This window comes from Corallococcus sp. M7 (assembly GCF_054512695.1).
This window is the reverse complement of sequence record NZ_CM137252.1, coordinates 285,280-309,506: the sequence shown is the minus strand read 5'-3', so window position 1 is coordinate 309,506 and position 24,227 is coordinate 285,280. Positions and strand designations below refer to the sequence as shown.

Here is a 24,227-nt window from a genome sequence, read left to right as displayed (position 1 = left end):
TCGCCCAGCGACCAACGACCGGGGACATACAGATCATCGATCAGCTCGAAGTACCGCATCGCCACGAGAGACTCCCGCCCATCTATGACTTCGTGACCCACCTATTGAGTGTCGTGCTCGTGTTCAAGATGTCGCTGGCGAGCCGACGAAGCTCGTTGGTGAGCGCCTCGCGGCATTGATGGATGCTGCCACAGTCCTCCATTGCTTCGTTCAACCGGGAGAGCACTCTTTGATGGTACGCCTCGGGATGAGGCCCCTTATGGCCCGGGACACGGACTTTGTTCGCGGGGTCATCCAGGGACATTCCTGCCCGGTCGAATAGCCTCTGGAACTGAGGCGACCATGGCCCACCGTTGTGCGTGGCCTCCCACCACTTGTTCGTGGCGATGTGGTGCTCGTGGACATCGACCGGTGCCGGGACATTCGGCCCCTTCGCGGACATCGCCACCGCGTTGGGCGCCAGGGCAATCGTCACCTCTCCGCTCGCGGACACCGCGATTGCGGAGACCTCCGCCGCGGCCACCAGCCGGAAGCCTCCCTGCTCCGCTCCTACCAGCGCGGCCTGTGCTGAACCGGGCAGCGTCGCGACCCTTGTCGCCAGCGTCTGCGCCGTGCCTCCCAGCGCGGCCATTGCGAGCATCACGAAGGCCCGTGCCGCCTGCTTTCCCATCACCTCGCCGTACTTCTCTCCCGCGCTTCGGATGCCGTCGAAGGTCTCTGCCTCCTTCACCTCCGCCGCCAGGACCCTCCAGCCCTGGATGAGGCTCCACACCGTGTCCCAGCCCAGGTACGCGATCAGGGCCACGGTCAGCGTCGCCGCGACTCCCTTTGACAACAGCGGCTCCGGCACCAGCCACAGGCTGAAGTACACCGCTCCTGTCATCACCAGCAGGGACACCGTCGCTTCGGGGTCCACCATCCCCTCCAGCGCTTCGGCCGTCTCCTCCCACACCGAGTCCAACGCGATGCGGAAGGCCAGCGTCCGCTTGCCCTCCTCATCCAGCGTGAGGCTCCGGTCCAACAGGTGAAGGCAGTCTCCGGACAGTCGCTTGCGCACGCACCAGCGCCCGTAGGCGGCTTCCAGCTCCGTGCTCCCTTGCGCCACGCGGACGCGGCCCTGCCTCGGGTCGTCCACCGACACGACGCCCAGTGAGGCCCTTGGACGAACCGCTCCGGGATTCAACAGCCGAAGCGACACCGGCGCTTCGCGCGCCAGCGTCCGCACCGCCTTCTCGAAGGTGTCTGCCTCCAGCGCCACGGGCCTCGTGTCCGTGCGCGGCGTGTGCTCACGCGCCCGGCCTTCTCCCGTGTCCAACCGCACCGTCCGTGACGTCGCGCAGCCCGTCACGAACAACACCCACAGCACGCACCACCCGCGCGCTGGCATGTCCGTTTCCGCTCAGCCTTGCAGCGCCACGCCCAGCTCCGCGTCTCCGTGCTTCAGCCAGGTCCTGGCCGCGGACTCCTGCCAGAAACGGCGGAGGATCTTGTCCGTGCCGCTCCCGGAGGCCACCCGGTTCAACTGCAACGCGACGATCTGGTTCTGCACCAGCTCCGCCACCCGCGTCACCCCGGAGCGCAGCCCGTACTCCTGCACCTTCCGGATGAGATCCGCTGCTTCCGGCGACGCCGGCCGGAACGTGCGCAGGTCCGCTTCGATCTTGATGGCCTGCCCCGCCACTTCATCCGTCGCGGCGCGAAGGTCCTCCACGAAGCGCTTCATCTCCTCCAGCCGGATGTAGCCCTCCAGCGCGAAGCTCACGATGGATTCCGCTCGGTCCACGTCGATTCGGTACATCGAGGCCCCCTTCGTGAGACTGCGTCAAACCTTGTCCTCCATCAGGCCTCCATGTGCCAACGTCCGGAGGGATGAGTCCCCTATTCAGGACTCCACGCCCACCTGCTCCAGAAGGAGGGCCAGTCCTCGCGCCGCCGCGGCCTGCCGCACCTGGCGCCGGTCCCCTTCGAACCGGTGACGCTCCACCACCGCGGCCCTCCCGCGCCGCTGCACCGCGATGAACACCAGCCCCACCGGCTTCGCCTCCGTCCCTCCCCCGGGCCCCGCGATGCCGGTCTCCGCCACCGCCCAGTCCGCCCACGAACGCTCCAGGGCCCCCGCCGCCATCGCGCCCACCGCCTCCGCGCTCACCGAGCCGTGCGCCTGCAACAGCGCCAGCGGCACTCCCAGCTGCTCTCCCTTCGACTCGTTCGAGTACGGCACGAACCCGCGCTCCACCACCGCCGACGCCCCCGGCACCTCCGTCAGCGCCGCCGTCATCAGCCCTCCCGTACACGCCTCCGCCAGCACCAGGCGCACCCTGGCCTCGCGGCACCTCGCGATGACCTTTGGCGCCAACGCATCCAGGTCGCTCACGCGCCCTCCCCTGGCACCGCCGCCAGCACCGACACCAGCACATCGCCCCGGAAGGTGATGCCCACCGTGCCCTCCTCCACGCACAGGCCCACGGCCGGGTGGACGTCGTCCGGACACAGCGCCTCCAGCCCGCCTCCTGGCGTGAAGCCCGCGCGCCGCAACCGCTCCCACCAGGCCAGCGCCGGCTCGTGGCGCTCACACCGCTCCGACTCGTTCACCGTGCCCACGATGTCATCCACCTCCCGGCCGAAGAACCGCTTGATGGCGCGGCGCTCCGCGCCCGGTATCTCCAGCGTATCCAGCAGCTGGAACACCCGGGAGAAGTGATTCCACGCGTTCTTCAACCGCTCCCGCGCCGGTGCCCGGTGATGGTCCACGTGGGGCTCGCACATCACCACGCCCACCGGGCCCAGCGACGCCAGCCTCGCCAGCACCGCGTCTCGCGCCTCCATGCCCGACGTCTCCTTCTCCGCCACGTGATGCAGCGCGAACGCCGCGTTCACCACCAGCGGCCGGCGCACGGCTCGCAACGCCGCCCAGGTCGCCACGTCCAGGTCCTCCACCGGCGACTCCAGCTTCACGAACTCGAGCGACAGCCCCACCTCCTCCGCCACCGCCAGCACCGCGTCTCGCGCCTCCACCAAGCTCGTGCCGCTGGGGTCCACCCCCACCACCGTCAGGTGCCGGGGCAGCGCGCCCGCCTTCGCCAGCGCTCGCAGCAGGTTGCACTCCTGCCGCCCCTGCCCGATGCCCACGTCCAGCAGCGTCGCCTCCGCGTGTCCTCGCAGGAGGTCCGCGAGCAGCGCGTTCGCCACCGCGTCCGCCGCTGACGCGAGCGGCAGGTGCTTCATCAATCGCCGGAAGAGCTCAATCTGTGGCGCGCCTCCGTCCACCTCGGAGGCCCGGTACGGGTGCAGCGCCCCCGTCGCGCCTTCCAGGCGGCGCGACAGGGCCGTGGCGAACACGGCGTAGTTCTCGTCCTCGGGAATGCGCTCCGCGTCCAACAACCGGTAGAGCGCGGCCAGCGCTTCGACCGCCTCTATCGTTCGCGCTGACAACGCATGGTCCATCGCCCGGAGCAGCAGTTCGTCCTTCGGCGTCCGCATGCGCCCTCCCCGCGGAACCCTGGCCGTGGCTTCCGCTCGACATGAAAAAGTGTAACGACCGCTCTTGTCGCGGCTCCAGGGGGCGGCACCTCGGGACAGAGGGCCGTGCGCGTTCGCACAGCGCGCCGCCCTTGGGGACGGAGTAGCGCGACGCGGAGGCCATGGCAGGGGACGCACGGGCCTGACGGCATCCGGGGTCGGGCGCCCGCGAGCTCCGCGTCAGAAGGAACAGCCGAGCCTCCTCCCCCGGAACGTATGCCCCCCGCGGGCCGACTTCCGACCCGCCAGGGATGTCACGGACACCAGGGGTTGAAGCCATGAATGCGTGCGGGACCCACGTCGCGCCGGAGCCTTCCGGGCTCGGCCTGGGTGACAACCTGTCGGGTGGCCGCTGCTTGAAGCGTCCGCCCGTCATGGCCCCCTCTCATTCCGTTCACCTGGTGCTGGCCGCCGTGCTCCTGGTCGGCGCGACCTCCCGTGCGCAGGGAGTTCCCTCCGCCACCAGTGAGCCGCGCGCCGTGGAGGTGGACGTCCACACCACCGACGCGGGTCAGGCCCTCTCCGCCGAGGACGCCCTCCGCCTGGGCCTCTCCCCCGACGCGGGCGATGCGACGCTCGTGCCTCCCAGCCTCACCGCTGACTCGCCCGCCGCGTGGCCGCAAGGCCTGGAGGGAACGCCCGGCGAGGTGGAGCTGGAGCTGCTGGTGGACGTGGAGGGCCGCGTCGCGGAAGTGAAGGTGGTCCGCTCCGCCTCCGAGCCGCGCCTCACCGACGCAGCGCTCGCCGCGGCCCCGGGCCTGCGCTTCACCCCGGCCACGCTGGGCGGCACTCCCGTGGCCGTGCGTCTGCCCTTCGTCTATCGCTTCACGCCGCCCGTGCAGGTCCCTGCCTCCACCACGCGCCTCACCGGCGAGGTGCGCGCACGCGGCACGCGCAAGCCTCTCTCCGACGCAGCCCTCTTCCTGGACGGCGCTCCGGAGCCCTCAGCCACCACGGATGCTCAGGGCCTCTTCGCGCTGGACGTGACGCCGGGCCGGCACACGCTGGAGGTCCGTGCTCCAGGTCACGAGAGCATGTCGTTCCCCGAGACGCTGACGCGGGGCCAGACGCTCCAGGTCGTCTACCGGCTCCAGCCTCGCGAGGTGAACCCCTACGAGACCGTCGTGCGCGACGAGCGTCCTCGCACGGAGGTCACCCGCATCAGCCTGCATGAGCAGGAGATCCGCGAGGTGCCCGGCACGCTGGGCGACCCCTTCCGCGTGGTGATGTTGATGCCGGGCGTGGGCAGCCTCGCCTCCGGCATCAGCTACCCGGTGGTGCGTGGCAGTCAGCCCGCCGCGACGGGCTTCTTCCTGGACGGCGTGCGCATCCCGATGCTGTACCACCTGCTGCTCGGGCCCGCGGTGGTGCACCCGGACTTCATCGACACCGTGGACTTCTACCCGGGCGCGCCGCCGGTGCAGTACGGCCGCATGCTGGGCGGCGTGGTGGAGGGACGCATCAGCCGGCCTCGCGAGGACCGGCTGCACTTCACCGCGTACGCGGACCTCATCAACGCGGGCGGCTTCATCGAACAGCCCTTCGAGTCCACCGGCACCAGCGTCAGCGTGGCGGGCCGCTTCAGCTACTCCGCGCTGCTCATCTCGTTGGCAACCCAGGTCCTGCCGGAAGTCGACAAGGTGCACGCGGGGTTCTGGGACTACCAGGCGCGCGTCGAGCAGAAGGTGGGCCAGGGCCGCCTGCGCCTGTTCGCGCTGGGCAGCTCCGATGACGTGGGCATCGCTCCGGAGCTGCGCAGGAGGGCAGACGGGGCCAGCGTCGTGTCCCGCTTCCACCGCATCGACCTGCGCGGCACGCACCCCGTGGCGGGCGGCGAGGGCGAGGTGGGCGTCACGCTGGGCTGGGATGGCCTGGGCCTCAACGGCGAGGAGACGCGGAGCGATGCCGGAGGCCAGCTCTTCATCGAGAAGGCGGGTGAATACGGGCTGAAGCAGGTGAGCGTCTCCGCGCGTACAGGCTGGCGCCGCGCGCTGACGTCCTCGCTGGACCTGGCCGTGGGCGCGGACGTGGAGCACCGCCGCTCCGCCACCACCATCACCGGCAACGCGTATCCACCGGGCTGGCGTCCCACCGACGAAACGGATCCGCTCAAGCGGCCCAGCGCGCTGGCCACCTTCTCCGGTGCGTATGCGTCCGCCACGTGGCGGCCGTCCGACACCTGGGTGGTGACACCGGGCCTGCGCGTGGACGCGTATCACCTGGTGCCGGGCATGACCTTCACCGCGGTGGAGCCGCGCCTGTCCGTGCGTCACGCACTGACGGATACCCTCACGCTCAAGGGTGGCGCGGGCCTGTTCCATCAGCCGCCCACCGTGCTCGTGCACGTGCCCGCCTTCGACACCGCGAGCTTGCGCTACGGCCTCCAATCCGGCGCGCAGTTCGATGTGGGCGCGGAATGGAAGGCCTTCGAGGGCCTGGAGCTGAGCGCGGATGCGTACTTCAACCCGCTCTCCCGCGCGGTGGAGTTCGACCTGATGGACGTGGTGGAGAACCACCGGCGCCGGGGCGCGCTGCGCGAGTCCCCCGCCACCACCGGCTACGCCTACGGCTTCGACCTGATGGCCCGCCATCCACTGGGCCGCCACTGGTTCGGCTGGGTGTCCTACAGCTTCCTGCAGAGCAAGCGGAAGGCTCGCTTCGGCCGCATCGGCGACGACAACCACGTGCTGGAGACGGTGGAGGGCACCCTGCCCTTCGCCTTCGAACAGGCGCACACCTTCAACGCCGCGCTCAGCTACAAGTTCGGCAACAACTGGACCGTGGGCACGGTGGTGCACTTCAACACCGGCCGCCCGGAGACGGGGCAGATCACCTCGCAGACGCAGCGCTGGGTGACGAACCCGGACGGTTCGTCCAACTGGGTGCGGCAGGACTTGGACCGCGCACAGCGCCTGGCGCCCTTCTTCCGGGTGGACGCGCGCATCGCGAAGTCGTGGGCCTACCAGGACTTCACCCTGGATGCGTCGCTCGACGTGCTCAACCTCTCCGCGCAGCAGGAGGTCGTGGCCTACGAGTACCGCCTCGAGTCCGGGTTCAGCGGCTCGGAGCCCCAGGACATCCAGCCCACCCGGGTCCCCATCCGCATTCCCATCATCCTTCCGCTCTTCGGCCTCAAGGCGACCTACTGACATGCGACACGCACTCGTCACCTCCCTGGCGCTCCTGGCCTCCGCCACCACCGGCTGCCAGCGCTATCCCGAGGACCCCGTCTTCGTGTACGGCCGCGCGCTCCGCCGGGACGGCGCGCCGCACTCCGGCGAACCGCTGAGCGTCCAGCGCATGGACCGGGACACCCGGGTCTTCCAGCCCTTCGGCACCGTCCTCCCGGAGCCCTCCGGCGACTTCACCCTGGAGCTGCTCTACGGCGAGGCCGTCAGCGATACGTATGCCTTCAGGGACATGAACCGGTTCACCCTGGCGCTGCCGTTGGATGCGGACGGCAGCGGTGCCTTCGTCTCGTTCCTCTTCCAGGACGACGTGGAGCTGCCCACGTTGCAGCCCTGGGACGCGCACCCGGCCGTGAGCATGGGAGAGCAGGGCCCCCTGGTGGCCTTCCCCCCAGCGCCCCCAGCGCCTGCCCAGCCCAAGACGGCGGACTCGATGGAGTTGCAGGACGGGGCCACCGGCGACTTCATCCCTCTCCTGGCGACCGACCCGGAGCCCCTGATGTGGGTCATGTCCGGCGACGCGCTGCTCTGGCGCGAGCGCGGCATGACGTCACCGTGGACGCCGGGCCCGTACGTCCTGGAGGACTTCGTCCAGCCTCGCGTCCTGCTGCGCGCCGCCAGTCGCGGCACGTGGATCTACTCCCCCCTGGGCAGCGAGATGAGCTCCGTGGAGTTCCAACTGGAGTGGCGCACCGGCGCCGAACCGCTGCCCGCGGGGACGCTGCGCCCCCTCAGCCGCAGCGCGACGTGCGAGCCGTCTCCCTCCGGTGCCTGTCCCTGGACGGATGGCCTGCTCACGTCCGTGGACTTCCCCCAGGAGCCGGCCGCCTCTCGGGCCAAGAGCATCGCCATCACCCTGCCCCAGCCGGGCATGCCCCGCCGCGCGGTGGTGCGCGGGCTGACCTACGTGCCGGGACCGGAGGGCAAGGATTGGCTCCTCCTGGAGGGCAGCGCGGACGGCGAGCAGTGGCAGCCCCTGGCGCGCGTCACGCTCCAGGACCTGACTTCACTGGAGCGCAACCTGCTCGACACCCAGTTCGGCTTCAACGTCCAGTCGACCGGTGACTCCCCCTACGGCGACGGGCCGCTTCCCCTGGGCAGGAAGGAGCCGGTCTTCCAGGATGTGCCCCTCACCAGCACGGCCCCCGTGCGCTTCGTGCGGCTCACCGTGGAAACCCTTGGCTACAACAGCACCATCCAACCCGCTGAGCTCCGGACCCTCTCCGAGCTGTCCATCTTCGAGTAGGGGGATTCGCGCCCCGGTCCGGATGCCCTGCGTGAACCGACTTCCGTCCGGCGCCAGCGCGAGTGACACATTCGCGGCGGTCCGGTGTTGAAGCGCCCGCCCATGTTCCTCCCCCGTGCCGTCCCCCTGGCGCTGGCGCTCGCGCTCCTGTCCGCCGCCACCGCCCACGCCCAGGGCGTGCCCTCCGCCACCAGCGAGCCGCGTGCCGTGGAGGTGGACGTCCACGCCACCGACGCGGGTCAGGCCCTCTCCACCGAGGACGCCCTCCGCCTGGGTCTCTCCCCCGACGCGGGCGATGCGACGCTCGTGCCTCCCAGCCTCACCGCTGACTCGCCCGCCGCGTGGCCACAAGGCCTGGAGGGAACGCCCGGCGAGGTGGAGCTGGAGCTGCTGGTGGACGTGGAGGGCCGCGTCGCGGAAGCGAAGGTGGTCCGCTCCGCCTCCGAGCCGCGCCTCACCGACGCGGCGCTCGCCGCGGCCCCGGGCCTGCGCTTCACCCCGGCCACGCTGGGCGGCACTCCCGTGGCCGTGCGGCTGCCCTTCGTCTATCGCTTCACGCCGCCCGTGCAGGTCCCTGCCTCCACCACGCGCCTCACCGGCGAGGTGCGCGCACGCGGCACGCGCAAGCCTCTCTCCGACGCAGCCCTCTTCCTGGACGGCGCTCCGGAGCCTTCCGCCACCACGGACGCGCAGGGCCTCTTCACCGTGGATCTACCGCCGGGTCCGCACACGCTGGAGGTCCGCGCTCCGGGTCATGCGACGACGACGTTCACGGAGACGCTGACGCAGGGACAGACACTCCAGGTCATCTACCGGCTCCAGCCTCGCGAGGTGAACCCTTACGAGACCGTCGTGCGCGACGAGCGTCCTCGCACGGAGGTCACCCGCATCAGCCTGCATGAGCAGGAGATCCGCGAGGTGCCCGGCACGCTGGGCGACCCCTTCCGCGTGGTGATGTTGATGCCGGGCGTGGGCAGCCTCGCCTCCGGCATCAGCTACCCGGTGGTGCGCGGCAGCCAGCCCGCCGCCACGGGCTTCTTCCTGGATGGCGTGCGCATCCCGATGCTGTACCACCTGCTGCTCGGGCCCGCGGTGGTGCACCCGGACTTCATCGACACCGTGGACTTCTATCCCGGCGCGCCGCCGGTGCAGTACGGCCGCGTGCTCGGCGGCGCGGTGGAGGGCCGCCTCAGCCGTCCTCGCGAGGACCGGCTGCACTTCACCGCGTACGCGGACCTGCTCAACGCGGGCGGTTTCATTGAACAGCCCTTTGAATCCACGGGCACCAGCGTCAGCCTCGCGGGCCGCTTCAGCTACTCCGCGCTGCTCATCTCGCTGGCGGCCAACGCGCTCCAGCGTCCGGAAGCGGAGCAGTTGCGCGCGGGATTCTGGGACTACCAGGCACGCATCGAGCAGAAGGTAGGCCAGGGACGCCTGCGCCTGTTCGCGCTGGGAAGCTCCGACGACGTGGGCATCGCGCCGGAGATGCTGGCAGGGGCGGAGGGCGGCGGCGTCGTGTCGCGCTTCCACCGCATCGACCTGCGCGGCACGCACCCGGTGGCGGAGGGCGAGGGCGAGGTCGGCGTCACCCTGGGCTGGGACGGCCTGGACCTCACCGGCGAGGAGACGCAAAACGCCGGGGGTACCCTCGTCCGCCAGGACGTGGGCGAGTACGGGCTGAGCCAGGTGAGCGTCGCCGCTCGCGCGGGGTGGCGGCGCGCGCTGACGCCGTCGCTCGACATCGCCGTGGGCGCGGACGTGGAGCACCGCCGCTCCGCCACCACGCTCATCGGCACCGCGCGGCCTCCGGGCTGGCGGCCCTCCGACGACGCGGATCCGCTCAAGCGGCCCAGCGCGCTGGCCACCTTCTCCGGCGCGTATGCGTCCGTCACGTGGAAGCCCTCGGAAGACTGGGTGGTGACGCCGGGCCTGCGCGTGGACGCGTACCACCTGGTGCCGGGCATGACCTTCACCGCGGTGGAGCCACGCCTGTCCGTGCGTCACTCGCTGACGGACACCCTCACGCTCAAGGGCGGCGCGGGCCTGTACCACCAGCCGCCCACCGTGCTCGTGCACGTGCCCGCCATCGACACCGCGAGCCTGCGCTACGGCCTCCAGTCCGGCGCGCAGTTCGACGTGGGCGCTGAGTGGAAGGCCTTCGAGGGGCTGGAGCTGAGCGCGGACGCGTACTTCAACCCGCTCTCCCGCGCGGTGGAGTTCGACCTGGTGGACGTGGCGGAGAACCGCCGCCGCCGGGGCGGCCTGGGCGAGGACCCCGCCACCACCGGCCATGCCTACGGCTTCGACCTGATGGCGCGCCACCCGCTGGGCCGCCACTGGTTCGGCTGGGTGTCCTACAGCTTCCTGCAGAGCAAGCGGAAGGCTCGCTTCAGCCGCATCGGCGATGACAACCGCGTGCTGAAGACGGTGGAGGGCACGCTGCCCTTCGCCTTCGAGCAGGCGCACACCTTCAACGCCGCGCTCAGCTACAAGTTCGGCAACAACTGGACCGTGGGCACGGTGGTGCACTTCAACACCGGCCGTCCGGAGACGGGGCAGATCACCTCGCAGACGCAGCGCTGGGTGACGAACGGCGACGGCTCGACCGAATGGGTGCGGCAGGATCTGGACCGCACGCAGCGGCTGGCGCCGTTCTTCCGCGTGGACGCGCGCATCGCGAAGTCGTGGGCCTACCAGGACTTCACCCTGGATGCGTCGCTCGACGTGCTCAACCTCTCCGCGCAGCAGGAGGTGGTGGCCTACGAGTACCGCTCCGAAGGCGGCGACTACGAGGGCTCCCCCCACAAGGACGTCCGCCCCGTGCGGGTCCCCATGCGCATCCCCGTCATCCTCCCCCTCTTCGGGCTCAAGGCGACCTACTGACATGCGGCGCGCACTCGTCACTTCCCTGGGACTGCTGGCCTTCACCACCGCTGGCTGCGACCGTTATCCCGAGGACCCCATCTTCGCGTACGGCCGCGCGCTCCACCTCGACGGCACGCCGCGCTCCGGCGAGACGCTGACCCTGGAGCGGCTGGAGGACGACGTCTTCACGCCGCTCACCACCGCCACCACGGAGGCCTCGGGCGACTTCACCCTGGAGATGCTGTCCGGGGACGCCGTGCGCGAGGAGGACTACTACAGGCGCTCGAACCGCCTGCGGCTGGCGCTGCCGCTGGACGCGGACGGCAGCGGCACCTTCCTCTCGTTCACCATGCAGGACGACGTGGAGCTGCCCACGCTGAAGCCATGGGATGCGCGCCCGATCGTGGGCAGCAGCGACCAGGGCCCCACCGTGGCCTTCCCGCCCGCGCCCCCGGCACCTCCCGTGCCGGAGACCGGCGACACGCTGGAGCTGCTCGCCGAGGACGGTTCGACGATTCCCCTGCTGCCCACCGCCCCGGAGCCCCTGCTGTGGGTCACGTCCGGCGGCGAGCTGCTCTGGCGGCAGAAGGGCACGGAGTCCCCATGGACGCCGAGCCCGTACGTGATGGAGGACTTCGCCGCGCCCCAGGTGCGGCTGCGCGCCGCCAGCATGGGCTCGTGGTTGTTCTCTCCGCTGGGCGGTGAGACCAGCTCCGTCTATTTCCGGCAGGAATGGCGCACCGGCGCCGAACCGCTGCCCGCGGGGACGCTGCGCCCCATCAGTCGCGGCGCGACGTGCGAGCCGTCCTTTCCGGATGTCTGTCCATGGACGGATGGCCTGCTCACCCCGGTGGACTTCTGGGAGAAGGAGACCGACCCCCGCTTCCACAACGTCGTCATCACCCTGCCCCAGCCGGCCCTGCCGCGCCGCGCGGTGGTGCGCGGGCTGTACTACCTGCAAGGCAGTGGCGGTAAGGATTGGCTCGTCCTGGAGGGCAGTGCTGACGGCGAACAGTGGCAATCCCTGGCGCGCGTCGTACTGCGGGACATGAGCCCGCTGGAGCAGTCCCTGCGCGATGCGACGTTCGGCCTCTACACCGAGCCTGCCGAGGGGGCATCTCCCTATGGGGACGGGATGCTCCGCCTGGGCGTCCAGGAGCCGGCCTTCCAGGACGTGCCCCTCTCCGGCACCGGCCCCGTGCGCTTCGTGCGGCTGTCCGTGGAATCCCTTACCTACAACGGGACCACCCCACCTGCTGAGTTCTATACCCTCTCCGAATTGTCCATCTTTGAATAGTCATTGCGGGTGACCCTCCAACCTCCGGAAGTTGCTTGTCTGGGGGGAGCCGGGGAGTCCTTCCCAATCAAATAAATCAAGAAATAAAGGGCGAACCGTTCTTCTCTTGCAGCACCGCTCATTCGTGCCCGAGGAGGGCTCCAATGATTGCGCTGACCTGGACGTATGGACAGCTCCTCAAGGGATTGACGGAGCGGGTGCGCCGGGTGCTGCTGGTGCAGGTGCTCATCCTGGCGCCGAGCTTCGGGGTGCTGGAGCTGGACCCATGGGGTCCTTCGCACCGGGGCCTTTCCCTGACACGTCTGGCGCTGTGGGGCTGCGCCGCGGGGCTGTTGTGGGCGCTGCACCGTTATGCCTTCGGGCGCACGCGGGTGGCGTCGTGGCAGCGTGTGCTGTGGGTGACGGCGCTGTGCTGGCTGGGGCAGTGGATGGGCGGCTTCGTCGCGCTGGAGGCGCTGCCCCGCTCGCTCCAGCAGTGGTCCGGGGCGCGGTGGATCCACGTGGGCTTCACGGTGCTGTTCTTCTGGGCGGCGACCGCGCTGCTCTACCGGCTGGCCGCGCCCGTGCCGGAGCCCGAGGCCGCTCCCGCCGGGCCCACGGGCCCCGAGTCCTCGTCCGGCAAGAAGGGCTTCAGGCGCGCGGAGCGTCCAGCGGGAGCTTGAGCCTCGCGCGGCAGCCCCGGCCGTCCGTGCGGTTCTCCAGGCGCAGGCTGCCTCCGTGCGCTTCGGCGATCTGCCGGCTGAGCGCCAGGCCGATGCCGCTGCCCTGGGGCTTGGTGGTGAAGAAGGGCACGAAGAGGTTCGCGGTGTCCGCGAGGCCGGGGCCTTCATCCTCCACCCAGACCTCCACGGCGCCCGGGGCGTGCACCGCCCAGGAAACCCAGACACCGCCCGTGCTCCCCTCCGACAGGACCGCGTCCACGGCGTTGCGCACCAGGTTGATGAGCAGTTGCTCCAGTTGGTCGCCGTCACCGGACACGGTGAGGACGGGGCCCGGGCGCACGGCGACGGGGCGGCGCGGCTCCAGGGCCACCACGCGCCGCACCCAGGGCTCCACCTCCACGGGCCCCAGGGTGGGGGGCGGCAGGCGCGCGAGCCGCGCGTGGGCGGACATGAAGCGGGACAGGGCCTCCGCGCGGCGGGCGATGATGCCCAGGCCGTGACGGGTGTCCTCCTCCCAGTCCGCGGGGCGCGGCACCTGGGCGACGGTGTCCCGGAGGGCGTCCGCGATGGATTGGATGGGGGTGAGGGAGTTGTTGATTTCGTGGCTGAGCACGCGGACCAGCCGGCGCCAGGCTTCGCGCTCCTCTTCGCGCAATGCCAGACGCAGGTCGGTGAGCACGACCAGTTGGTGGGGCTGGCCGCCTTCGCGGAAGGTGCCTCGCCACAGCTCGTAGGGGCCGCCGTCCTGCTGCGCGAAGACGCGCGTGAGGCGGCGGGGGGCGGGGCCTTCCAGCAGGTCGCTCCAGCCGAGGGCTTCGGCGCGCTGGCCCAACAACTGCGCGCGAGGCAGGCCCACGAGCCGGGCGCCCGCGCGGTTCACCAGCTTGAGGGTGCCGGCGGCGTCGAAGGCGAGCACCGCGACGTCGATGGCCTCCATGACCTGGCCCAAGAGTGCGCCGGCCTCCATGGCGCCCAGGCGCTGTTCGCGCAGGGTGTCCCCCAGGGCGTTGACCTCCAGGAGCACCTCCCCGAGCGGATCCCCCGCGCGTCCGCCCCGGCCGCGCACGGAGTAGTCGCCTTCACGCAGCGCGGCCAGCAGGCCCGCCACGGTGTGCAGGGGCCGCACGACGCGCTCGCGCAGCGCCAGACAGGCTCCGGCGTGGATGCCCACCACGAGCACGGACAGCGTCCAGCGCACCTTGGCGGTGAAGTCCCCCGTCCACAGGAGCGCAAGCGTCACGAGCACCGCGGGCAGGCCCGCGAGGACCGCGAGCCACATCACCCGCAGGTCATACGGCACGCGTGCGCTCGGTTCGTGCGCGTGCTTGGTGATGCGCGAGTCTTGCGGCGCCGGCTCCTGCCGCTCTTCCGGGTGCGTCGTGGCGCTCAAGTCTTGCGGTGCAGGCGCCTGCCTCGCCTCTGCGTGCGTCGTGGCGCTCGGGCCGTTCGGCGATGGCGCCCGGCGCTCCTCAGCGAGCGTCGTGACGCCAGGGTCGTGCGGCTCCGCGGGACCGCGTTTCACCTTGCGCCCTTGATGCCGTAGTACTGGAGCCGCCGGTAGAGCGCGCTGCGCGACAGGCCCAGCGCCTTCGCGGCTTCGCTCACGTTGCCGTCATGCCGGCCCAGGGCTCGCTCGATGAGGTAGCGCTCCACCTCCTCCAGCGTCATCTCCTCCAGGCGCGTGCTTCCTCCGCCCGGAGGGGCCATCCGCTTGAGCAGCAGGTCCTCCGCCTCCACGCGGTCCCCCACCGCCATCAGCAATGCACGCTCCACCGCGTGCTCCAGCTCGCGCACGTTGCCCGGCCAGGGGTACGCGATGAGCGCCTCCAGCGCTCCCGGGGCCAGGTGGATGTTGGGACGGCCGTAGCGCTGCCCCTGCGCCGCCAGGAAGTGCGTCGCGAGCAGCGGGATGTCCTCGCGCCGCTCCCGCAGCGGCGGCAACTGCACCTCCACCGTGTTGAGCCGGTAGAGCAGGTCCTCGCGGAAGCGGCCCTCCGCCGCCGCGCGGCCCAGGTCCACGTTCGTCGCGCTCACCACGCGCACGTCCACGCGCCGCGTCCGCGACGAGCCCACCGGGTGCAACTCCCCCGTCTGGAGCACCCGCAGCAGCTTCGCCTGCTGCGTGAGCGGCATGTTCCCGATCTCATCCAGGAAGAGCGTGCCGCCGTCCGCCAGCTCGAAGCAGCCGATGCGGTCCGTCTTCGCGTCCGTGAAGGCACCCTTCACGTGACCGAAGAGCTCGCTCTCGAAGACGCCCTCGGACAGGCCGCCGGAGTTCACCGCGACGAAGGGCCGGTCCGCGCGCGTGCTCGCCGCATGGAGGAGCCGCGCCACCACCTCCTTGCCCGTGCCGTGCTCCCCCGTCACCAGCACCGGCGCCGACGACGGCGCCACCCGCTCGATGAGCCTGCGCACCGGCTGCATCGCCCGCGACTCACCCACCAGCGGCGAGCGTCCGCCCTGCTCGCGGCGCAGGTGCTGGTTCTCCTCCTCCAGCCGCCGGCCGCGCTTCAATGCCCGGGACAGCTCCAACTGCGTGCGCAGCGTGGCCAGCAGGCGCGTGTTGTCCCAGGGCTTCTGGACGTAGTCGCGCGCGCCCAGGCGCATCGCCTCCACCGCGCCCTCCACGCTGCTCCACGCCGTCATCACCACCACGGGCAAGAGCGCGTCCCTCGCGCGCAGCTCGCCCAGCAGGTCCAGGCCCTCGCGCCCGGACGTGGTGTCGCGCGCGTAGTTCAAGTCCATCAACACCAGGTCCACGTCCTCCGCGTCCAGCGTGGCCTTCACGCCCGCGGGGGACTGCGCGCTCACCACCGTGTAGCCGTCGCGCTTGAGCAGCAGCCGCAACGCCTCCAGCACGTCCGGCTGGTCGTCGGCCACGAGGATGCGGGTGGTACGCGGAAGAGGAGCAGTGGGTTCGGACACGGAGGACGCCACGGTTCGGGACTGTGCCAGAAAAGGAGGAAGGTCAGTCGGCCCGGAGCGCGATGATGGGGTCCACGCGCGTCGCCCGCCGGGCCGGCAGCCAGGACGCCCCCAGCGCCACCCCGGTCAGGAGCAGCGCCACCCCGCCGAACGTCCACGGGTCGTCCACCGACACGCCATACAGCAGCGACCCCAAGAGCCGCGCCAATCCCAATGACAGGCACAGCCCCACCGCCACGCCCGTGAGCGACAGCCGCAGGCCCTGCGCCAGCACCAGCCGCAGCACGTCGCCTCGCGCCGCGCCCAATGCCATGCGGATGCCCAGTTCCCGCGTGCGCTGCGTCACCGAGAAGGCGATGACGCCCGACAGCCCCAGCGCCGCGAGCAGCAGCGCGACGCCCGCGAACAGCCCCATCACCAGCGCGGACAACCGCCGGGGCCCCGTGGACTGGTCCATCCGGTGCGTGAGCGAGGACACGTCGAACAGCGGCAGGTCCGCGTCCACCGCGCGCACCTCCGTTTCCACCTGGACACGCAGCGCCTCCGGGTCCCCGGACTTCACGCGCACCGCCAGGCCCATGGAGACGTCCGGCAACTGCGACAGCGAGTAGTAAGCCGCCGGGCGCGACGGCACGTCCAGGCCCCACTCGCGCAGGTCGTCCACGATGCCCACCACCGTGGCCCACTGCATGTCCTGGCCGTGCAGCTTCACCCGCTGCCCCAGCGCGTCACCCTTCGGCCAGAAGAGGTCCGCGAAGGAGCGGTTGATGACCACCGCCCAGGGCGCACCCGGCCCGTCCGAGTCCTCCAGCAGCCGGCCCTGCCGCAGGTGGACGCGCAGCGCGTTCAGGTAGCCGGGCGTGGCGGCGCGGAACTCCACCGCCTTCCACTGCTCACCCGGCTGGCGCGGACGCCCCTCGATGTCGAAGCTGCGGTCCGCGGAGCCCCCCAGCGGCAGCAGGTTCGTGAGCCCCGCGGACTCCACGCCCGGCAGCGCCTGGAGCCGGGGCACCAGGGCCTGCAGGAAGGCCGCCTGCTTCGCCGGGTCCGGGTACTGCACCTTGGGCAGCGCGAGCGCTCCGGTGAGCACGCCGTCGGACTCGAAGCCCGCGTCCACGCGCTGGAGCGCGAGAAAGCTCTTCACGAACAGGCCCGCGCCCACCAGCAGCACCAGCGCGAGCGACACCTGCGCCACCACCAGCGCCGCGCGCAGCCGGCCCGTGCGGTGGCTCCCCGTGGCGCGTGCGCCCTCGCGCATCGCCGCGTGCAGGTCCGCGCGGCTGGCCTGGAGCGCGGGCACCAGACCGAAGAGCACGCCCGTGAGCACCGACACCCCCAGGGTGAAGAGCACGGAGGCCACGTCCAGCTTCACGCCCTGCGCCCGGGGCAGGCCCTCGCCCACCGTGGCCACCAGCGCGTCCGTGCCCCACAGCGCGAGCAGCAATCCCACCGCGCCCGCCACCAGCGACAGCACCAGGCTCTCCGTGAGGAACTGCGCCACCAGTCTCAGCCGGCCCGCGCCCAGCGCCGCGCGGATGGACACCTCGCGGCCCCGGGACACCGCCCTCGCGAGCAGCAGGTTGGCCACGCTGGAGCACGCGACCAGCAGCACGAAGCCCACCGCGCCCCAGAGCAGCCACAGCGTCTCGCGGACGCCGCCCACGATCTGGTCCTCCAGCGGCTTCACGCTCATGGACCAGCCCCACTCCCGGTACCGGCTCACCAGGTCCGCCGGGCGCGCGTTGCCCATGCGCACCAGGTCCGCGCGCGCTCCGTCCAGCGTCATCCCCGGCTTGAGCCGCGCCATCACGTTGAGGAAGCGGTTGCCGCGCCGGGCCTCCGCCTGCTGCTCGGGCGTGGGCGCGAGGGGCAGCACCACCTCCGTGTCCTCCGGATAGACGGCGCCCGGGGGCAGCACGCCCACCACCGTGTGCGGCACGCCGTCCAATCGCAGCACGCGCCCCAGCACCTCCGGATCCTTCGCGAAGTGGGTGCGCCACGCGGTGTCCGTGAGCACGATGACCTTGTCCTGGCCCGGCGTCTCCTCCTCCTGCGTGAAGCCCCGGCCGAGCACCGGTGCGACGCCCAGCGTGGGCAGGAAGGACGCCGTGGCGACGACGACGTGCAGGCGCCGGGGTGAGTCCCCGCCGGTGAGCGTCATGTCGTCGGGCCGGAAGGCCGCCAGCGACGTGAAGGCCTGCGTGTGCGTGGTCAGGTCCCGGTACTCGGGGATGGAGTTCGACACCTCCTTCAGGCCGAAGGCGTCGAAGTTCGGGGCCAGCAGCACCAGCCGGTCCGGCTGGGTGAACGGCGGCGGGGTGAGCAGCACGCCCTTCACCACGCTGAACACGGCGCTGTTCGCGCCGATGCCCAGGGCCAGCGTCAGCACCGCCACCGCCACGAAGCCGGGGGCGTTCTTCAGGGAGCGCCACGCGTAGCGCAAGTCACCGAGCAGGTGTTCCATGGCCTTTGTCCCCCGTCCTTCAGCGAAGCTGTTCGTCCTGCACGACGCGGCCGTCGAACAGGCTCACCGTGCGCGTGGCGATGCGCGCGTGCGCCGGGTCGTGCGTCACCATGCAGAGGGTGGAGCCCGCCTTGTGCAGGTCGGACAGGAGCTGCATCACCGCCTCGCCGTTCTTCGAGTCCAGGTTGCCCGTGGGCTCGTCCGCCAGGAGGATGAGGGGGTCTCCCGCCACGGCGCGCGCCACCGCCACGCGCTGCTGCTGGCCGCCGGACAGCTGCCCCGGCAGGTGCCGCGCCCGGTGCGCCATGCCCACGCGCTCCAGGGCCCGCTCCACGCGCTGCTTGCGCTCCTGCGCGGGCAGTCCCCGGTAGGTGAGCGGCAGCTCCACGTTCTCGAAGACGGTGAGGTCTCCGATGAGGTTGAAGCTCTGGAAGATGAAGCCGATGTGCTGGTTGCGCACCTTCGCCCGGTCCGTGGGCGACAGCTCCAGCACGCTCCTGCCATCCAGCAGGTAGCTGCCGCGCGTGGCGGTATCGAGCAGCCCCAGCACCGCGAGCAGCGTGGACTTGCCGGAGCCGGACGGGCCGACGATGGCCACCCATTCGTTCTGGCGGATGGTGAGCTGGATGTTGGAGAGGGCGTGCGTCTCCACCTCCTCCGTCTCGAACACCTTGGTGAGCCCGTCGAGCTGGAGCAGCGTCTTGCCCGGCACCGCGCCCGGGGCCACGGCCTTCGCCTCGCGGTCGTTTGTCATCGTCGTCATCATCGCAGCCTCACGCGCTCCACCGCATCCCACGCGGCCATGTCCGACAGCACCACCTGATCGCCTTCTGAAAGTCCCTGCACGACCTCCACCGCGTTCACCGAGCCTCGGCCCAGCTTCACGGGGATGCGCACCGCCTCGTCGCCTCCGGGCAACAGCCGGAAGAGCGCCAGCGTGCTCTCCGCCTGCGCTCCCGCCGGACGGCCCACGGACAGCACGTCGTCCAGCCGCTCCAGCTCCACGGTGCCCTCCACGGTGAGGTCCGGCCGGGCGCCCTTGGGCAGCGCGTCCGGCAGCGACACCTCCACGCGCACCGTGCCCTGGCTGGCCGCGGGGGCCACGCGCGCCACGGTGCCCTCCACCACGCCGTTGCGCGTGTCCACCTGCGCCTTCAGGCCCGGGAGGATGTCTCGCGCCTGCGTCTCCGCGATTCTCAGCTCCGCCTTGAGCCGCTCCGGCTTCACCACCTTGGCCAGGAGCACGCCGGGCGTCACCCACTGGCCCAGCTCCAGCGGCAGCTCCTGGAGCACGCCGTCCTCGCCCGCCAGCACCTTCATGGACTCCACCTGCTGGCGGCGGAAGCGCGCCACGGCCTTGAGCCGCTCCACCTGCTCCTGCTGGGACGCGAGGCGCTGGCGCAGGCTCTGGGACATGACATCCAGGCGCTGGCGCTCCAACTCCAGACGTTGGTTCGCCTCCTGCGCCTTCTCCTGCGCCTGGCGCGTCTCCAGGTCGCCGACGAAGGCCTTCTGGAAGAGCTCGGCGTTGGCCTGGGCGCGGCGGGTGGCGTCGGCGGACTCGGCGGTGAGGGTGGCCACGGTGGCCTGCTGGGACAGCCGCTGCGTCTGGAGCAGCTCGCGCAGCTCCAGGAAGTCGCCTTCGGCGCTCGCGAGCTGGCGTTCGGCCTCCAGGGCCTGGAGCTGCACGTCCGGGTTGGACAGCTCCAGCAGCACCGTGCCGGCGGTGACGGTGGCGCCGGGCCTCACGTGGATGCGCTCCACGCGGCCGGCGGTGTCGGCGGTGAGCCAGCGGATGGATTCGGGCACCAGCGAGCCGGTGCCCTTCACCTGGCGCACCAGCGGGCCGCGCTTCACGGTGTCCAGCCACACCGAGGCCTTGTCCACGGTGGGCGCGGCGGGGCGCAGCCGGGACAGGCCCACCGTCACCGCCACGAGCGCGGCGAGGCCCAGGGCGGCCAGGAGGTAGGGTTTGCGGCGCGGGGCCTTGGGCTTCGGGATGTCCACGCCCCGGTCCATAGCGAGCCGTGTGCCAGGGCTTCGAGCCGGGCCAAGCCCCCGGAAACACGAGGGCGGCGGAGGGCTGCGCGGGCGCGCTGACCGCTTGCGCGAAGGGCGCGTCCCAGGAACGGACACCGCGAAAGAGTGCACTGGGGCTGAATAGAAACAGCGTCAGGCCGTCTGCCTGCTCGGTTCAATTCCCACACAATTTCGAGGAACACCCCATGCGCTCCACCGCCCTGCGGACGCGCGCCGGCATGCTGCTGGCCGCCACCCTTCTGCCCTTCTCCGCGTTCGCGGATGCCCTGTATCTCCAGCTCACGGACGTGGGCAGCGAGGTGGACGCCAGCGGGCTGACCGCGAGCACCGTGGCGGAGCGCACGCGCTACGGCATCGAGGAGGCGCTGAAGAGCGCCACCACGGAAGCCATCCTGATGGACCCTCAGCACGAGGGTTCGCCCGACGTGACGGTGAGCGCGAAGGTGACGCGGGCCGGGGAGAAGTACCGGCTGACGTATCAACTGGCCACGACGCACACGCCGGTGCGCACCAAGACGCTGGCGTATGAGTTCGTCAATCCCAGCCTGAGCGACAAGGGCTCGGTGGTGATGGCGCAGGCGGTGCTGGCCGAGGCCCAGAAGCTGGAGGCCGCGAGCCAGGAGATGCCGGTGGCGGCGGCGGAGGTGCCCGCCGCGGCGGGCTCGGACTCGCTGGTGTCGGAGCGTCTGAGCAACGACGCGCCCCGTGATGAGGGCATGTCCGGGGACTCGATGGGGCGCGAGACGGAGGGCCCGCAGCGGCCTCCCCGGCGCGGTGGCCGGACGAACATGGACCTGGGCCTCGCGTTGGGATTCAACAGCCCGTCCGGCATCTTTGGCGGTGAGCTGGAGTACCGGGTGGCGCCCGTCCTGGGGCTCAACCTGAGCGCCGGCACGGGAGCCTGGGGCTTCCGCGTGGGTCCGGTGGCGCGTCTGTATCCGCTGGGCGAGGTGCGCACGAGCCCGTTCCTGGAGGCGGGCATGAGCTTCAACATGGGCACGACGTCGACGACCACCCTCACCATTGGCGACGAGTCGGAGGAGTGGAGGACGGAGAAGCTGTTCACGCCGGTGGCGACGCTGGCGGTGGGCATGCGTCAGTCGATGGGCCCCATGTACCTGGGCCTGCGCGCGGGCTGGGGCTTCCGCCTGCGTGAGGACAACTGGCGCACGTCGGACGGCCGCGACCCGAACATCATCGACGACCTGGATATCGCCACCAGCCAGCACGGCGGCTTCCTGGCCAGCGTCACGCTGGGCGTCTCGCTGTTCTAGGCGAGAGGAACGCCGCGCCTGGCGTATCCCGTCCCGGGTAGGCTCGCGCGCCATGCCGGCCTCCCTGCTTGAAGTGTTCCTGGACCATGCCCGTCACGAGCCCTCGCGCCCGTTGCTCTCCTTCGAGGGGACCACGTACACGCGCGGTCAGTTGGCGGAGCGGGTCACCGCGTTTGCTCGCGGACTCAAGGCCCGGGGGCTGGCTCCGGGTGACCGCGTCGCGCTCTTCCTGGAGAACAGCGACGCGTTCGTCATCACCTGGCTCGGTGTCCAGGCCGCGGGCTGCGTCGCCGTGCTCGTCAATACGGCCTACCGCCAGGTGGAGCTGGCCCACATCCTCTCCGACGCGGAGGTGAAGGTCTGCGTCACCGGGACCTCTGGCGCCTCGGAGCTGGCCCCGCTGCGCGACCAACTGCCCTCGCTGCAATGGCTCATCACCGTGGAGCCGCCCCCAGCGGAGTTCCCACTCCCCACCGTGGCGTTCCAGGACGTGCTCGCGCTCGGCTCCGCGTCCACCGCGTCCCTGCCGCTGCCTCGCGCGGAGGACCTGGCCGTGCTGGGCTACACGTCCGGCACCACCGGCCGCTCCAAGGGCGCCATGCTCCAGCACCGGCAGCTGCTCTCCAACGTGCGCGCCGTCACCGAAGCCTGGCGCTGGACCGACGCGGATCGGCTGCTGCTCACCCTCCCGCTCTTCCACACCCACGGCCTCATGGTGGGCCTGCACGGCACCCTCTTCACCGGCGCCAGCGTGGACCTGCGCCGCCGCTTCGTCGCCTCCGAGGCGCTCACCGCCCTGCATGACGATGCGTCCCTCACCCTCTTCTTCGGCGTGCCCACCATGTACGGCCGCCTGCTGGAGGAGTCCCGCCGCACCGGCGTGACGCCGCACCCCTTGCGCCTGTGGGTCTCCGGCTCCGCCCCCCTGAGCCCCCAGCTGTGCCTGGACATCGAGGCGCGCTTCGGCGCCCGCATCCTGGAGCGCTACGGGATGACGGAGACCATCATGAACACCACCCAGCCCTACGACGGCGAACGCCGCCCCGGCACCGTGGGCATGCCCTTCCCCGGCCAGGAGGCCCGCGTCGTGGACGTGCGCTCCCGTCAGCCCCTGCCCCGCGGCGAGACGGGCGAGATCGAGGTCCGCGGCCCCCACGTCTTCACCGGCTACTGGCGCCGCCCGGACGCGACGGCCGAGGCCTTCGACGCGGACGGCTGGTTCCGCACCGGCGACCTGGGCGAATGGGATCCGGACGGATTCCTGCGCATCACCGGCCGGCCCGGGAGCTCATCATCAGCGGTGGCTTCAACATCTACCCCCGCGAAGTCGAAGAGGTCCTCACCGCGCACCCCGCCGTCGCCGAGGCCGCCGTCCTGGGCCTGCCCGACCCGGACTTCGGTGAGCAGGTCGTCGCCGTCATCGTCCCCCACCCCGGCGCCCCCACCGACGCCCAGGCCCTGGTGGACTGGTGCCGCGAACGGCTCGCCGCCTTCAAGAAGCCCCGCCGCGTCGTCTTCACCGACGCCCTTCCCCGCAACGCGCTCGGAAAGGTCCAGAAACACATCCTCAAGGAGCGCCTGGCCGCCTCCCCGGACACATCCACCGCCACCTGACCAACAGAACCCACACCGGCCCCTGGCCGAACTGGCGCGCGGACCTACCTTCTCCGGCGAGAGAAAATGGAGCCACCGCGTGAAGTCCCATCCCGCCCGCATTCCGTCCAGCCCGCCCCCGGCCTCCCGGCCGACAGGGGGCCCGGGCCGGGTGCGGGCAGTGGAGGGGGCCCGCGCATGAAGCGGTTGCTCATCGTGGACGACGAGCTCGCCATCGTGGAGGCGCTCGAGGACATCCTGTCCCTGGAGGGCTACGACATCGTCACCGCGTACAACGGCGACGAGGGCCTCCAGCGGCTCCTGGCGTCCAAGCCGGACCTGGTGCTGCTCGACCTGATGATGCCGGTGATGGACGGCGGCGAGCTCTTGCGCCGCATCCGCGCCCACCCCGACCTGTGCGACCTGCCCGTGGTGGTGATGAGCGCGGGCCGCCTCACGGACGAGGAGCGCCGCGCCAGCTCCCACTTCCTCGCAAAGCCCTTCGAGCTGGACGACCTGCTGGGCACCATCCAGAAGCAGCTGCCCGCGGACGGGGCCCTCGCCTGAAGCCGGCCTTCAGCCCGGCGTCGCGCGGAAGAGGACGTCCCGGTAGTACTGCAGCTCGCTGATGCTGGAGCGCAGGTCCGCGAGCGCGGTGTGCCCGGAGGGCGGCTTGCGCGGCTCCACCAGCGCCGGATACCAGGCGCGGGTAATCACCTTGAGGCTCGTCACGTCCACCATGCGGTAGTGCAGGTAGCGGTCCACCATGGGCATGTGGTCGATGAGGAAGCGCCGGTCCGTGTGGATGGAGTTGCCCGCGAGGATGCCCTCGCCCAGGTCGCAGTAGTCCGCGATGAAGGACGTCACCTCGCGCTCCACCACGCGCAGGGACGACGTGGACGCGCGCACCTTCTCCAGGAGGCCGTTCTTCGTGTGCATCTCACGCACGACGGGCTCCATGCGCTGGAGCATCTCCTCCGGCTGCCAGACGACGCGCTCGAACTCGCCCAGGGGGCGCAGGTCCGGGCCGGTGACGATGATGCCCACCTCGATGATGCCGCAGGTATTGGGGTCCAGCCCGGTCATCTCCAGGTCGAGCCACACGAAGCGGATGTCACGGGAAGCCATGTCCGGAAGGGTCCTGGTCGCGAAGA

The 24,227-nt window shown here is 71.2% G+C and carries 18 protein-coding genes and 1 pseudogene; 9 read left to right on the top strand and 10 right to left on the bottom strand.

What is annotated here, in order from left to right:
• Positions 1-82 precede the first annotated feature (82 nt).
• From ACX114_RS01350 to ACX114_RS01335, 4 genes are all read right to left on the bottom strand, one after another.
• Positions 83-1,387, bottom strand: a complete 1,305-nt coding sequence (locus tag ACX114_RS01350) for an AHH domain-containing protein (RefSeq protein ID WP_459293910.1) — start codon at positions 1,385-1,387, stop codon at positions 83-85.
• 12 nt (positions 1,388-1,399) lie between these two features.
• Complete coding sequence (locus ACX114_RS01345; protein ID WP_459293908.1) at positions 1,400-1,798, bottom strand: hypothetical protein; 399 nt, start codon at positions 1,796-1,798, stop codon at positions 1,400-1,402.
• Between the two features lie 84 nt (positions 1,799-1,882).
• Entirely contained in the window at positions 1,883-2,374 is a 492-nt protein-coding gene (locus ACX114_RS01340) for a CinA family protein (protein WP_459293906.1), read from the bottom strand.
• Complete coding sequence (locus ACX114_RS01335; RefSeq protein WP_459293904.1) at positions 2,371-3,480, bottom strand: GRAS family protein; 1,110 nt, start codon at positions 3,478-3,480, stop codon at positions 2,371-2,373. Before ACX114_RS01335 ends, ACX114_RS01340 begins: the two co-directional genes overlap by 4 nt.
• A 413-nt stretch (positions 3,481-3,893) precedes the next feature.
• On the opposite strand from ACX114_RS01335, the gene ACX114_RS01330 reads away from it, so the two are divergent.
• From ACX114_RS01330 to ACX114_RS01310, 5 genes are all read left to right on the top strand, one after another.
• Positions 3,894-6,668, top strand: coding sequence for a TonB-dependent receptor domain-containing protein (locus tag ACX114_RS01330; protein WP_459293902.1), 2,775 nt, complete (start codon positions 3,894-3,896; stop codon positions 6,666-6,668).
• A gap of 1 nt (position 6,669) precedes the next feature.
• Positions 6,670-7,953 (top strand): hypothetical protein, encoded by a 1,284-nt coding sequence (locus ACX114_RS01325; RefSeq protein ID WP_459293901.1) that lies wholly within the window; start codon positions 6,670-6,672, stop codon positions 7,951-7,953.
• A gap of 102 nt (positions 7,954-8,055) precedes the next feature.
• On the top strand, positions 8,056-10,836 hold the full coding sequence (locus ACX114_RS01320; RefSeq protein WP_459293899.1) for a TonB-dependent receptor domain-containing protein: 2,781 nt from the start codon (positions 8,056-8,058) through the stop codon (positions 10,834-10,836).
• A gap of 1 nt (position 10,837) precedes the next feature.
• Positions 10,838-12,115 (top strand): hypothetical protein, encoded by a 1,278-nt coding sequence (locus ACX114_RS01315; protein WP_459293897.1) that lies wholly within the window; start codon positions 10,838-10,840, stop codon positions 12,113-12,115.
• A gap of 143 nt (positions 12,116-12,258) precedes the next feature.
• Entirely contained in the window at positions 12,259-12,777 is a 519-nt protein-coding gene (locus ACX114_RS01310; RefSeq protein ID WP_459293895.1) for a hypothetical protein, read from the top strand.
• On the opposite strand, the gene ACX114_RS01305 is transcribed toward ACX114_RS01310, so the two are convergent.
• The 5 genes from ACX114_RS01305 to ACX114_RS01285 form a co-directional block, all read right to left on the bottom strand.
• Positions 12,746-14,056: a sensor histidine kinase gene (locus ACX114_RS01305; RefSeq protein WP_459300030.1), complete on the bottom strand. Its 1,311-nt coding sequence runs from the start codon at positions 14,054-14,056 to the stop codon at positions 12,746-12,748. The genes ACX114_RS01310 and ACX114_RS01305 overlap by 32 nt on opposite strands.
• A 239-nt stretch (positions 14,057-14,295) precedes the next feature.
• Entirely contained in the window at positions 14,296-15,714 is a 1,419-nt protein-coding gene (locus ACX114_RS01300) for a sigma-54-dependent transcriptional regulator (protein WP_459293893.1), read from the bottom strand.
• Positions 15,715-15,745: 31 nt separating this feature from the next.
• Complete coding sequence (locus tag ACX114_RS01295; protein WP_459293891.1) at positions 15,746-18,166, bottom strand: ABC transporter permease; 2,421 nt, start codon at positions 18,164-18,166, stop codon at positions 15,746-15,748.
• Between the two features lie 19 nt (positions 18,167-18,185).
• The gene (locus tag ACX114_RS01290; RefSeq protein WP_459293889.1) at positions 18,186-18,929 is read right to left on the bottom strand and encodes an ABC transporter ATP-binding protein; all 744 of its coding nucleotides are present in this window, start codon (positions 18,927-18,929) and stop codon (positions 18,186-18,188) included.
• Entirely contained in the window at positions 18,929-20,173 is a 1,245-nt protein-coding gene (locus ACX114_RS01285; protein ID WP_459293887.1) for an HlyD family secretion protein, read from the bottom strand. The genes ACX114_RS01290 and ACX114_RS01285 overlap by 1 nt, the downstream gene beginning before the upstream one ends.
• A gap of 218 nt (positions 20,174-20,391) precedes the next feature.
• Here ACX114_RS01285 and ACX114_RS01280 point away from each other — a divergent pair, with 218 nt between their 5' ends.
• From ACX114_RS01280 to ACX114_RS01265, 4 genes and pseudogenes are all read left to right on the top strand, one after another.
• On the top strand, positions 20,392-21,480 hold the full coding sequence (locus ACX114_RS01280) for a hypothetical protein (protein WP_459293885.1): 1,089 nt from the start codon (positions 20,392-20,394) through the stop codon (positions 21,478-21,480).
• A gap of 52 nt (positions 21,481-21,532) precedes the next feature.
• Positions 21,533-22,594 (top strand): annotated as a pseudogene (locus ACX114_RS01275) (AMP-binding protein); the annotation flags it as partial.
• Between the two features lie 128 nt (positions 22,595-22,722).
• Entirely contained in the window at positions 22,723-23,094 is a 372-nt protein-coding gene (locus ACX114_RS01270; protein ID WP_459300028.1) for a class I adenylate-forming enzyme family protein, read from the top strand.
• A 177-nt stretch (positions 23,095-23,271) separates the two neighbouring features.
• Positions 23,272-23,640: a response regulator gene (locus tag ACX114_RS01265; protein WP_206786153.1), complete on the top strand. Its 369-nt coding sequence runs from the start codon at positions 23,272-23,274 to the stop codon at positions 23,638-23,640.
• 9 nt (positions 23,641-23,649) lie between these two features.
• Here ACX114_RS01265 and orn read toward each other — a convergent pair whose 3' ends face one another.
• Entirely contained in the window at positions 23,650-24,201 is a 552-nt protein-coding gene (orn, locus tag ACX114_RS01260; protein WP_014393105.1) for an oligoribonuclease, read from the bottom strand.
• Between the last annotated feature and the right edge of the window lie 26 nt (positions 24,202-24,227).

Coding starts and splice junctions, on each gene's coding strand:
- ACX114_RS01350 (WP_459293910.1), bottom strand. CDS start 1,387: ATGCCAGCGCGCGGGTGGTGCGTGCTGTGGGTGTTGTTCGTGACGGGC.
- ACX114_RS01345 (WP_459293908.1), bottom strand. CDS start 1,798: ATGTACCGAATCGACGTGGACCGAGCGGAATCCATCGTGAGCTTCGCG.
- ACX114_RS01335 (WP_459293904.1), bottom strand. CDS start 3,480: ATGCGGACGCCGAAGGACGAACTGCTGCTCCGGGCGATGGACCATGCG.
- ACX114_RS01330 (WP_459293902.1), top strand. CDS start 3,894: ATGGCCCCCTCTCATTCCGTTCACCTGGTGCTGGCCGCCGTGCTCCTG.
- ACX114_RS01325 (WP_459293901.1), top strand. CDS start 6,670: ATGCGACACGCACTCGTCACCTCCCTGGCGCTCCTGGCCTCCGCCACC.
- ACX114_RS01320 (WP_459293899.1), top strand. CDS start 8,056: ATGTTCCTCCCCCGTGCCGTCCCCCTGGCGCTGGCGCTCGCGCTCCTG.
- ACX114_RS01315 (WP_459293897.1), top strand. CDS start 10,838: ATGCGGCGCGCACTCGTCACTTCCCTGGGACTGCTGGCCTTCACCACC.
- ACX114_RS01310 (WP_459293895.1), top strand. CDS start 12,259: ATGATTGCGCTGACCTGGACGTATGGACAGCTCCTCAAGGGATTGACG.
- ACX114_RS01305 (WP_459300030.1), bottom strand. CDS start 14,056: ATGTGGCTCGCGGTCCTCGCGGGCCTGCCCGCGGTGCTCGTGACGCTT.
- ACX114_RS01295 (WP_459293891.1), bottom strand. CDS start 18,166: ATGGAACACCTGCTCGGTGACTTGCGCTACGCGTGGCGCTCCCTGAAG.
- ACX114_RS01290 (WP_459293889.1), bottom strand. CDS start 18,929: ATGACGACGATGACAAACGACCGCGAGGCGAAGGCCGTGGCCCCGGGC.
- ACX114_RS01280 (WP_459293885.1), top strand. CDS start 20,392: ATGCGCTCCACCGCCCTGCGGACGCGCGCCGGCATGCTGCTGGCCGCC.
- ACX114_RS01270 (WP_459300028.1), top strand. CDS start 22,723: ATGGGATCCGGACGGATTCCTGCGCATCACCGGCCGGCCCGGGAGCTC.
- ACX114_RS01265 (WP_206786153.1), top strand. CDS start 23,272: ATGAAGCGGTTGCTCATCGTGGACGACGAGCTCGCCATCGTGGAGGCG.
- orn (WP_014393105.1), bottom strand. CDS start 24,201: ATGGCTTCCCGTGACATCCGCTTCGTGTGGCTCGACCTGGAGATGACC.